The following is an 11261-nucleotide window of genomic DNA, read 5'->3' on the forward strand; positions in this document are numbered from 1 at the left end:
GGAGTGGTCCCGGTCACTTGTCGCCAGTGGTGGATCCGACTCGGTACCGGCTGGATCAGACCCGGTCCGAAGCGAACCGATTCGAGCGGGCCCTGTGCCCATCCGCTACTTCGCCAGGGAGCTCCCGGTCTTGATCCCGTTCGTCGTCACCGCCTTGATCACCCCGATGTCAGTGCCGGGCCGTAGGGTGGTCGCGCTATGACGAAGCCCTCACTCCCCGAACTCCTGCATGCTGCCGTCACTGCCGTCGGCGGTGCGGAGCGCCCTGGCCAGGTGACGATGGCCGAATCCGTCGCGGACGCCATCGACGACAGTTCCCATCTGCTCGTGCAGGCCGGCACCGGTACCGGAAAGTCGCTGGGCTATCTCGTGCCCGCGCTCGCACACGGAGAACGGGTCGTCGTCGCGACGGCGACCCTGGCCCTCCAGAGACAGCTGGTGGAGCGCGACCTGCCGCGCACGGTCGATGCACTGCATCCGCTGCTGCGGCGCCGCCCGGAGTTCGCGATGCTCAAGGGCCGGTCGAACTACCTGTGTCTGCACCGGCTGCACGAGGGAGTTCCGCAGGACGAGGAGGAGGGACTCTTCGACCAGTTCGAGGCAGCCGCCCCCACCAGCAAGCTGGGCCAGGATCTGCTCCGGCTGCGGGACTGGTCGCAGGACACCGAGACCGGTGACCGCGACGACCTGACTCCGGGCGTCTCCGATCGCGCCTGGGCACAGATCTCCGTGTCCTCCCGCGAGTGTCTGGGCGCCACCAAGTGCGCCTACGGAGCCGAGTGCTTCGCCGAGATGGCCCGTGAGCGTGCCAAGCTCGCCGAGGTCGTCGTCACCAACCACGCGCTGCTCGCGATCGACGCCATCGAAGGCGCCCCCGTCCTCCCGCCGCACGAGGTATTGATCGTCGACGAGGCGCACGAGCTGGTCTCCCGGGTCACCGGCGTCGCCACCGGTGAGCTCACCTCCGGACAGGTCAACCGAGCGGTCCGCCGTGCCGCGAAACTCGTCAACGAAAAGGCCGCCGACCAGCTCCAGACCGCCGCCGAGGGCTTCGAACGGCTGATGGAGCTCGCCCTGCCCGGTCGGCTCGAGGAGATCCCGGAGGATCTCGGGTATGCGCTCATGGCGCTGCGCGACGCCGCCCGCACGGTCATCTCCGCGATCGGCGCGACCCGCGACAAGTCGGTCCAGGACGAGGACGCGGTCCGCAAACAGGCCCTGGCCTCCGTTGAGTCGGTGCACGACGTGGCGGAGCGGATCGCGAACGGCTCGGAGTGGGACGTCGTCTGGTACGAACGGCATGACCGTTTCGGAGCCTCCTTGCGGGTGGCACCCATGTCGGTCTCGGGCCTGCTGCGGGAGAAGTTGTTCGCGGACCGCTCAGTGGTTCTGACCTCGGCGACGCTGAAGCTGGGCGGTGACTTCAACGGCGTGGGCGCGTCCCTGGGGCTCGCCCCGGAGGGGACCGAGGGCGAGGACCTGCCGAAGTGGAAGGGGCTCGACGTGGGTTCGCCCTTCGACTACCCCAGGCAGGGCATCCTCTACGTCGCCAAGCACCTGTCGCGCCCCGCGCGCGACGGCGACCGCGCGGACATGCTCGACGAACTGACCGAGCTCATCCAGGCGGCAGGCGGCCGAACCCTGGGCCTGTTCTCCTCCATGAGGGCCGCCCAGTTGGCCGCGGAGGAACTGCGGTCCCGCATTCCGGAGTTCCCGATCCTCCTCCAGGGCGAGGAGACCCTCGGCGAGCTGATCAAGAACTTTGCCGCCGACCCGAAGACCTGCCTCTTCGGCACGCTGTCGCTCTGGCAGGGCGTCGATGTCCCCGGCCCCAGCTGTCAGCTGGTCGTCATGGACAAGATTCCGTTCCCACGCCCCGACGACCCTCTGATGAGCGCGCGTCAGAAGGCGGTGGAAGAGGCCGGCGGCAACGGTTTCATGGCGGTGGCGGCCACCCACGCTGCCCTGCTCATGGCCCAGGGCGCCGGCCGCCTGGTCCGCGCCACGGGAGACCGTGGCGTCGTCGCCGTACTGGACCAGCGGCTGGCCACCGCGCGGTACGGCAGCTATCTGAAGGCGTCCCTGCCGGACTTCTGGTACACCACGGACCGCAACCAGGTCCGCAGATCGCTCACGGCGATCGACGCCGCGGCGAAGGCGATCGAGGCGGCGGAGCTCGTGGCCGAAGCCGAGAAGGCGCAGGTCGAAACCGAATGATCGTGGGTTGGTCTGTCCCGGTGCCTGGGACGGACCAACCCACGAGGAGTGCCTGACCGGTAGCGCAGCCATCCGTTACCGGAGCCGGACAGCGCAGGGCCCCGGAACCGGCGCAGGGGTTCCGGGGCCCGGTCGAATCGGCGAGGCCTGCTGCGGTGCTCAGACGCGCCGCAGAACTGCCACCACCTTGCCGAGGATGGTCGCGTCGTCGCCGGGGATGGGCTCGTACGCGGAGTTGTGGGGGAGGAGCCAGACGTGGCCGTCCTCGCGCTTGAAGCGCTTGACGGTGGCTTCGCCGTCGAGCATCGCGGCCACGATGTCGCCGTTCTCGGCGACGGGCTGGCGACGGACGGTGACCCAGTCACCGTCGCAGATCGCGGCCTCGATCATCGAGTCACCGACGACCTTGAGGACGAACAGCTCACCGTCGCCGACGAGCTGACGGGGAAGGGGGAACACGTCCTCGACGGATTCCTCGGCGAGGATCGGCCCACCGGCGGCGATGCGGCCGACCAGCGGGACGTACGACGCGGCGGGCTTGCCCGCGGTGTCCGTGGGCTGTGCCGACGTGCCCTGGTCGGAGCCGCGTACCTCGTACGCGCGCGGGCGATGCGGGTCGCGGCGCAGGAAGCCCTTGCGTTCCAATGCCATCAGCTGGTGTGCGACCGAGGAGGTGCTGGACAGGCCCACTGCCTGGCCGATCTCCCGCATGGACGGCGGGTAGCCGCGCCGCTGCACGGAGTCCCTGATGACCTCGATCACCCGTCGCTGCCGGTCTGTAAGTCCCGAGCTGTCTGCACGGATGCCTGGAGGCCGCCCCGGCAGGGAGCGCTTTTGTCCCTCGGGATTCGCGGCTTCGTTCATCGCATGCACCGGCTCGAGTCGGCCCTGGGAACGGTCCTGGGCAGTGATGGTGGCACTGTCTGCGGTCGTGGTCACGTCGGCCCCTCTCGATGGTCTCCCTGCTGGACAACGGTAGTTGCTTTCGAAAGGTTGCGCCAAACACACGTTCGAGTGAAAAATCGCGGAGGACCTGACGCGATCATGTGTCTGGGTGTATGGCTGACGCGCCGCCTACCGAACAAACGGGCCTACTGCTGTACTCTTCACCGCCGGTGGCGCCCTCACGGGTTGTCGCCCCAGTCTGCCACCCGGTGGCCCGTCAACCGGGTACCGGCTCCCATCTCTGCGGGAACCCCACGTCCCCTCCTTGTGGCGCCCACGGTATCTCCGCATGCGGCGCAGCGATACGGGTGCGCGTGGTGTTCGCCGGGAGCCGGGGCGGTCGTACGGCACAGGGTCATACATGCGCGACACGCGTGTACGGCGTGTATGCCGTGCCAATCCCTACATGTAGTGCTTGGATTGCTACAGCAGCCTAGAAGTTGTGGTCCCCCGGGTCTCCGTGCCCGCTGCGATCGCCTATGCTGGGGGCTGCTTCGAGGGGCCCATGGGGCTCAGCGAGGCTATTGAGTCTGCTGTGAGGAGGGTTGGGAGTTCATGCACTGCCCCTTCTGCAGGCACCCCGACAGCCGTGTCGTCGACAGTCGTACGACCGACGACGGCACGTCGATCCGCAGGCGCCGCCAGTGTCCGGACTGCTCCCGTCGTTTCACGACCGTGGAGACGTGCTCGCTGATGGTGGTCAAGCGGTCCGGAGTCACCGAGCCGTTCAGCCGTACCAAGGTCATCAACGGTGTGCGCAAGGCATGCCAGGGACGGCCTGTCACCGAGGACGCGCTCGCTCAGCTCGGCCAGCGGGTCGAGGAAGCGGTGCGGGCCACCGGGAGTGCCGAGTTGACCACCCATGACGTGGGGCTGGCCATACTCGGCCCGTTGCAGGAGCTCGATCTTGTCGCGTATCTGCGATTCGCCTCTGTCTACCGGGCGTTCGACTCGCTCGAGGACTTCGAGGCCGCGATCACGCAGCTGAGGGACGAGACGGGACCCTCCACCGCGGACGACGAGGACCGCGGAGAGGTTGTGGACGGCGAAGAGGCCGTCATGGGGAGCCAAGAAGACGATCGCGGGCCCGGAGGGACTGCTCAGGTCCCCGAGCCCGCCCGCGCCGCCGACTGATCGGCGGGCCGGACCGGGCCAAGCCCCCGGAACGGCCGGACGGCGGCGAACCAAGACCTGTTGCGGGCGGTAGCGAGTGGGTGCCCGCGACACCAGACAAAACACCGTGCCCACGGGAACATCGGGGCACTTCAGGGCGTTTTAGCCCGTACAGGGAGGCGGCATGACAGAGACGGCGAGCGGTCCGGCACGGAGTTCCCGCGCCAAGGGCACCAGGGCGACCAAGGGACTGCGTATCGAGCGCATCCACACCACCCCCGGCGTGCACCCGTACGACGAGGTGGCCTGGGAGCGCCGTGACGTCGTCATGACCAACTGGCGCGACGGCTCGGTCAACTTCGAGCAGCGCGGCGTCGAGTTCCCCGACTTCTGGTCGGTGAACGCGGTCAACATCGTCACCAGCAAGTACTTCCGGGGTGCCGTCGGCACTCCGCAGCGCGAGACCGGTCTCAGGCAGCTGATCGACCGCATCGTGAAGACGTACCGGAAGGCAGGCGAGGACCACAAGTACTTCACCTCGCCCGCCGACGCGGAGATCTTCGAGCACGAGCTGGCGTACGCCCTCCTGCACCAGATCTTCAGCTTCAACAGCCCCGTGTGGTTCAACGTGGGTACGCCCCAGCCGCAGCAGGTCTCGGCCTGCTTCATCCTGGCCGTCGACGACTCCATGGAGTCGATCCTCGACTGGTACAAGGAAGAGGGCATGATCTTCAAGGGCGGCTCCGGCGCCGGCCTGAACCTCTCCCGCATCCGCTCCTCCAAGGAACTGCTGTCCTCGGGCGGCAACGCCTCCGGTCCGGTCTCCTTCATGCGTGGTGCCGACGCCTCCGCAGGAACGATCAAGTCGGGTGGCGCCACGCGTCGCGCCGCCAAGATGGTCATCCTCGACGTCGACCACCCCGACATCGAGAACTTCATCGAGACCAAGGTGAAGGAGGAGGAGAAGATCCGCGCCCTGCGTGACGCGGGCTTCGACATGGATCTGGGCGGCGACGACATCACGTCCGTCCAGTACCAGAACGCCAACAACTCGGTCCGTGTGAACGACACGTTCATGAAGGCCGTGGAGACGGGCGGCAAGTTCGGCCTGACGTCCCGCATGACCGGCGAGGTCATCGAGGAGGTCGAGGCCAAGACCCTGTTCCGCAAGATGGCAGAGGCCGCCTGGGCCTGCGCCGACCCGGGCATCCAGTACGACGACACCATCAACCACTGGCACACCTGCCCGGAGTCCGGCCGCATCAACGGCTCGAACCCGTGCAGCGAGTACATGCACCTGGACAACACGTCCTGCAACCTCGCCTCGTTGAACCTGATGAAGTTCCTCAAGGACGACGGCAAGGGCCACCAGTCCTTCGAGGTCGAGCGCTTCGCGAAGGTCGTCGAGCTCGTCATCACCGCGATGGACATCTCCATCTGCTTCGCGGACTTCCCGACCCAGAAGATCGGCGAGAACACGCGCGCGTTCCGCCAGCTCGGCATCGGCTACGCCAACCTCGGCGCCCTGCTGATGGCGACCGGCCACGCGTACGACTCGGACGGCGGCCGCGCCCTCGCCGGCTCCATCACCTCCCTGATGACCGGCACGTCGTACAAGCGTTCCGCCGAACTCGCCGCGGTCGTCGGCCCGTACGACGGCTACGCGCGCAACGCGCAGCCGCATCTGCGCGTCATGAAGCAGCACTCTGACGAGAACACCAAGGCCGTCCGTATCGACGACCTGGACTCGCCGATCTGGGCCGCCGCCACGGAGGCCTGGCAGGACGTGGTCCGCCTCGGTGAGAAGAACGGATTCCGCAACGCGCAGGCGTCGGTCATCGCCCCGACCGGCACCATCGGTCTCGCGATGTCCTGCGACACCACCGGTCTTGAGCCCGACCTCGCCCTGGTCAAGTTCAAGAAGCTGGTCGGTGGCGGCTCCATGCAGATCGTCAACGGCACGGTCCCGCAGGCCCTGCGCCGCCTGGGCTACCAGGAGGAGCAGATCGAGGCGGTCGTCGCCCACATCGCCGAGAACGGCAACGTGATCGACGCCCCCGGCCTCAAGCACGAGCACTACGAGGTGTTCGACTGCGCCATGGGCGAGCGCTCCATCTCCGCGATGGGCCACGTCCGCATGATGGCCGCCATCCAGCCGTGGATCTCCGGCGCCCTGTCCAAGACGGTAAACCTGCCGGAGACGGCGACGGTCGAGGACGTCGAAGAGGTCTACTTCGAGGCCTGGAAGATGGGCGTCAAGGCGCTCGCCATCTACCGTGACAACTGCAAGGTCGGCCAGCCCCTCTCCGCCAAGACCAAGGAGAAGGAGAAGACGGAGGTCACGGCGAAGGCCGAGGAGACCATCCGCACCGCGGTCGAGAAGGTCGTCGAGTACCGTCCGGTCCGCAAGCGCCTCCCCAAGGGCCGTCCCGGCATCACGACGTCCTTCACGGTCGGCGGCGCCGAGGGCTACATGACGGCCAACTCCTACCCGGACGACGGTCTCGGCGAGGTCTTCCTGAAGATGTCCAAGCAGGGCTCCACCCTCGCGGGCATGATGGACGCCTTCTCCATCGCTGTCTCGGTGGGCCTCCAGTACGGCGTGCCGCTGGAGACGTACGTCTCGAAGTTCACCAACATGCGCTTCGAGCCGGCCGGTATGACGGACGACCCGGACGTGCGGATGGCGCAGTCGATCGTCGACTACATCTTCCGCCGCCTGGCGCTGGACTTCCTGCCCTTCGAGACGCGCTCCGCGCTCGGCATCCACTCCGCCGAAGAGCGTCAGCGCCACCTCGAGACCGGCTCCTACGAGCCGACCGAGGAGGAGGTCGACGTCGAGGTCGAGGGTCTGGCCCAGTCGGCGCCGCGCGCCCCTCAGGAGCTGAAGGCCGTCGTCACCCCGAAGGCCGAGGTCGTGGCGGCCGAGCCTGCCCCGAAGCAGGTCCACACCAGCGCTGAGCTGGTGGAGATGCAGCTGGGCATCCAGGCCGACGCCCCGCTGTGCTTCTCGTGCGGTACGAAGATGCAGCGGGCCGGTTCCTGCTACATCTGCGAGGGCTGCGGCTCGACCAGTGGTTGCAGCTGACATGAGCTAGCGGTCCAGGGCGGTGCAGTCGGACAACGACTGTGCCGCCCTCGGCTTTTGCGGTTTCTCCACGAGACGGTCACAGGCTAGGCTCCCCCAGCGCACGACCGGCGCGTACAGCAGGGTGGGGGACACGGGGAACATGGCCGAGCAGCAGATCGCCGACGCCGCAGAGAGTGTGGCGCAGCCCGAGAAGGGCCCCAGTGAGTGGGGTCAGGCCCTCGCCGCACTGGTGGTGGTCGGGGGGCTCGCGGCTCTCTTGTTGTCAGGGACCTTTCAGCAGAAGTCCAGCGACCCCGGGCCGGCCATGTGTGATGCCACGGATGACGCCAGGCCCTCGAAGCCCGTCTCCGGGGGGCAGTTGTGCACGGCGCTGAACCGGACCGACCTCCCCGCCCTCCTCGGCACCCCTACCGAGTCCGCGTTGAACGCCAGTGGCAACGAGAGCGCGAGCACCTGGGCCGACGGCACCAAGTCCGTCACACCCGAGGCGGAGGTCCAGCTGGCCACCTACTCCGTGAAGCTCTCTACGTCGGACGACGACGTTCCGGTGGCCGACATGGCCGCCTTCCTGGGGAGCACCGCGCAGGCCAGGACGATAGGCGGGCACCCGGCGGTCCTCTACTCGGACCGGACCATCGCACTGAAATTCAGCTTCGGCGGTGACAGCAAGATCGACACCGGTCCCGGCGGGATCGCCCGCAGCCTGCTGGTCGCCAAGGACATCAAGGACGGCGGCGGCTACTACGCAGTCTCCATATGGCGCCAGGACGACGTCGTGCCCGATGACGTCGCGTTGTTCCGGGTCGCCGAGACGGTGCTGCCGACGGTCCCCGGATGGACCGTCGGCTGACGCGTCACGCCCGGCCCATGGTCCTGGTGAAGGTCGCAGGGTCGTCGTCGAAACCGTTGATCCCGGGGTGGAAGTCCCAGCTGCCGGATTCCTGGCGTACGAACTCCCCGATGGTCGCGGCCGTCGCGCCGAGAACGCTGCCGAAGTCGTCCTCGGCCAGGACCGTGTAGCCCTCACGGATGCGCAGGGCCGGGTTGGCCACGCCGACGAAGGTGCGGTGCGCGGTGCGCTGCTGGATGACGGCGCCGACCACCACACGCGTGTACCGGGCGTCCAGCCGGTCGAGTTCGAGGGTCATCACCTCGTCCCAGCCGAAGCCCTTGCCGTCCTTGCTGTCCCGGTTGAGATAGATGGTGCCGTCGGGGGACCGGCTGTCGAAGTGCACCACATAGGCGGGATCGCCGTACGGATCGCCCGCCACGTAGGTCGCGGCGACGATGTCCAGGTCCGTGTCCGGCTGCCCCGTCGGACTCGGATCCCACTTGAGTGCGACTTCGACCTTGCGGATCCCCTTGTTGATCGCGCTCACAAGATGTCCCTTCCCCCTGTGTCCACGGCCCGAACTGCCGGTCAGGCAAGACCGGTTGTCCATCCTGCCACGCGGGTCTGTCACTTGCGGGTCACCTATGCCGTCGAGCGTGACCGCCGCCACGCTCCGTGGCCTTACGATGGCGCGGTGCTGGTCAAGTGGATTCGCTGCACCGTGGTGGACCGCCGCGGCTTCGAGCGGGGGCAGCGAAAGTGGGCGGGGCTTCTGGGGGAGCCGGGGTTTCGGGGACAGGGCGGAGGCTGGAGCCGGGGGCGGCAGGGTGTGGCGCACATCTTCTCCTTCTGGGAGAGCCGTTCCTTCTACGACTCCTTCATGGCGCGTTCCCACGACCGGCTGGCGGTGGCGCAGTCAGGCACGTTCAAGGACATCCAGGTCAAGCTGTTCGACTACCGCTTCGATGTGAAGACAGGCTTCGAGCCCCGCTTCACCGACACCGACCTGGTCCGGTTCGCCCACTGCCGTGTCCACGAGGAGCGTGCGGAGCACTTCGCGCTGATGCAGGAGAAGGTCTGGAACCCTGCCATGGCCGGTTCGCCCGGCATGATCCGCGGACTGTTCGGCGAGGCTCCCGGGCATGAGTTCCTGGTGCTCTCCATGTGGCGGTCGGCCGCTGAGCACGGCAAATACCGCACCGAACGGGTGGAACGGCTCGCCCTGCGCGCCCAGACGGAGGCCGACGTCGCCGCCCTCACAGGCGACATCGTGGACCTCGAACCGGCCTGGACGGTTTGAAATCCGAACTCGGTACAGGTGCTCCCCTATGTGCCTCGTGGTGCAGAAACTGTGTGACCTACGCCGTATGGAGCCCCTACGAGTGCTCGATCCGGGCTCACTCGATCTAGGGTTTTGGCATGGCACGACCACGGCGCATCGTCCTTGTCCGGCACGGGGAGTCAACGGGCAATGTTGATGACACCGTGTATGAACGCGAACCCGACCACGCCCTGGCCCTGACGGAGCAGGGCTGGAAGCAGGCCGAGGAGACCGGTAAGCGGCTCCGCGAGGTCTTCGGCCGCGAACGCGTCAGCGTGTACGTCTCCCCGTACCGCCGCACGCACGAGACACTTCGGGCCTTCCACCTGGACCCCGATCTCATACGGGCGCGCGAGGAGCCACGCCTGCGGGAGCAGGACTGGGGAAACTGGCAGGACCGCGACGACGTACGCCTCCAGAAGACCTACCGGGATGCCTACGGGCACTTCTTCTACAGGTTTGCGCAGGGCGAGTCCGGGGCCGACGTGTACGACCGGGTCGGCGGCTTCCTGGAGAGCCTGTTCCGGAGCTTCGAGGCGCCCGACCATCCGCCGAACGTCCTGATCGTGACGCACGGCCTGGCCATGCGGCTGTTCTGCATGCGCTGGTTCCACTGGACGGTCGCGGAATTCGAGTCGCTGGCGAACCCGGGGAACGCGGAGATGCGGATGCTCGTTCTCGGGGACGACGACAAGTACGCACTGGACCGGCCGTTCCAACGCTGGCGAGATCCGGAACCGTACGGGATCACCGACTAGGGTGGCAGACCGATGACCGCTGACTCCTCTCCCGACGGGCGCCTGGAGCGTGCCCTGGCCAGCCTGCGGGGTCTGGCCGTGGGAGACGCGCTGGGCTCGCAGTTCTTCGTGCCGGTGAACTACCCGCTGCTGAAGGACCGTGAGCTGCCGCCCGGCCGCTGGCAGTGGACGGACGACACCGAGATGGCGTGCTCCGTGGTGGCCGTCCTGGGCACCCACCACCGCATCGACCAGGACGCGCTGGCCCACTCGTTCGCCGATCACCACGACTTCGACCGGGGCTACGGCCCCGCCGTGAACCGTCTGCTGCGGCTGGTCCGGGAGGGCGGCGACTGGCGCGAGCTCGCCGCGGCCCTCTTCAACGGGCAGGGGTCCTGGGGTAACGGCGCCGCGATGCGGATCGCGCCTCTTGGGGCCTACTACGCCGACGACCCGGAGCAGGCGACCCACCAGGCGGAGATCTCGGCGTATCCCACGCACCAGCACCGTGAGGCCGTCGTCGGGGCCATGGCCGTCGCCGCGGCTGCCGCGCTGGCCGCCGGTCCCGATGGCCCGCCCAGCCCCGGAGCGCTTCTCGACCGCGTCATCGCGCTCGTCCCGAAGAGTGCCGTCGGGGCAGGCCTGCGGAGGGCCCGGGACATGCTGGACTACGGCGATGCCTCCACCGTGGCGGCCGTTCTGGGTTGCGGGCGCCGGACGACGGCCCACGACACCGTGCCTTTCGCACTCTGGTCGGCCGCCCGGTCCCTCGGCGACTATGAAGCGGCGTTCTGGACGACCGCCCAGGTCGGCGGAGACGTGGACACTACCTGCGCCATCGTGGGCGGTGTGATCGCCGCGGGCAAGGCCGGGACGCCGCCCGCCGAGTGGGTGGAGCGGACCGAGGCCTTTCCCGAATGGCTGCGAGTGCCGGCTTAAGGGCCTCCACGACCGTGCCGTAGGAACTCTCCGTGTATGCCGGGAACTGTGCGTGACCGTCTGCTC

The 11261-nt window shown here is 68.0% G+C and carries 9 protein-coding genes; 7 read left to right on the forward strand and 2 right to left on the reverse strand.

The features are described 5' to 3' along the window. The first annotated feature begins 198 nt into the window (after positions 1-198). Complete coding sequence (locus ACZ48Z_RS24880; protein ID WP_468738077.1) at positions 199-2217, forward strand: ATP-dependent DNA helicase; 2019 nt, start codon at positions 199-201, stop codon at positions 2215-2217. 159 nt (positions 2218-2376) lie between these two features. On the opposite strand, the gene lexA is transcribed toward ACZ48Z_RS24880, so the two are convergent. Further along, positions 2377-3156, reverse strand: a complete 780-nt coding sequence (gene lexA, locus ACZ48Z_RS24885) for a transcriptional repressor LexA (protein WP_389097642.1) — start codon at positions 3154-3156, stop codon at positions 2377-2379. A gap of 561 nt (positions 3157-3717) precedes the next feature. Between lexA and nrdR the strand changes: the two genes are divergently transcribed. The 3 genes from nrdR (at position 3718) to ACZ48Z_RS24900 (ending at position 8216) form a co-directional block, all read left to right on the forward strand. Beyond that, a complete protein-coding gene (gene nrdR / locus ACZ48Z_RS24890; RefSeq protein ID WP_468738078.1) occupies positions 3718-4296 on the forward strand; it encodes a transcriptional regulator NrdR in 579 nt (192 codons plus the stop codon). Between the two features lie 163 nt (positions 4297-4459). Then, a complete protein-coding gene (locus tag ACZ48Z_RS24895; protein ID WP_468738079.1) occupies positions 4460-7363 on the forward strand; it encodes a vitamin B12-dependent ribonucleotide reductase in 2904 nt (967 codons plus the stop codon). A gap of 142 nt (positions 7364-7505) precedes the next feature. Further along, a complete protein-coding gene (locus ACZ48Z_RS24900) occupies positions 7506-8216 on the forward strand; it encodes a DUF6215 domain-containing protein (RefSeq protein ID WP_468738080.1) in 711 nt (236 codons plus the stop codon). A gap of 4 nt (positions 8217-8220) precedes the next feature. On the opposite strand, the gene ACZ48Z_RS24905 is transcribed toward ACZ48Z_RS24900, so the two are convergent. Continuing rightward, positions 8221-8745: a TerD family protein gene (locus ACZ48Z_RS24905; RefSeq protein ID WP_468738081.1), complete on the reverse strand. Its 525-nt coding sequence runs from the start codon at positions 8743-8745 to the stop codon at positions 8221-8223. A gap of 147 nt (positions 8746-8892) precedes the next feature. On the opposite strand from ACZ48Z_RS24905, the gene ACZ48Z_RS24910 reads away from it, so the two are divergent. The 3 genes from ACZ48Z_RS24910 (at position 8893) to ACZ48Z_RS24920 (ending at position 11195) form a co-directional block, all read left to right on the forward strand. After that, complete coding sequence (locus ACZ48Z_RS24910; RefSeq protein WP_468738082.1) at positions 8893-9498, forward strand: YdbC family protein; 606 nt, start codon at positions 8893-8895, stop codon at positions 9496-9498. A 119-nt stretch (positions 9499-9617) separates the two neighbouring features. Beyond that, positions 9618-10277: a histidine phosphatase family protein gene (locus tag ACZ48Z_RS24915; RefSeq protein WP_468738083.1), complete on the forward strand. Its 660-nt coding sequence runs from the start codon at positions 9618-9620 to the stop codon at positions 10275-10277. A gap of 12 nt (positions 10278-10289) precedes the next feature. Continuing rightward, on the forward strand, positions 10290-11195 hold the full coding sequence (locus ACZ48Z_RS24920) for an ADP-ribosylglycohydrolase family protein (protein ID WP_468738084.1): 906 nt from the start codon (positions 10290-10292) through the stop codon (positions 11193-11195). The last annotated feature ends 66 nt before the right edge of the window (positions 11196-11261 follow it).

The sequence above is a fragment of the Streptomyces sp. NPDC031225 genome (assembly GCF_055570355.1).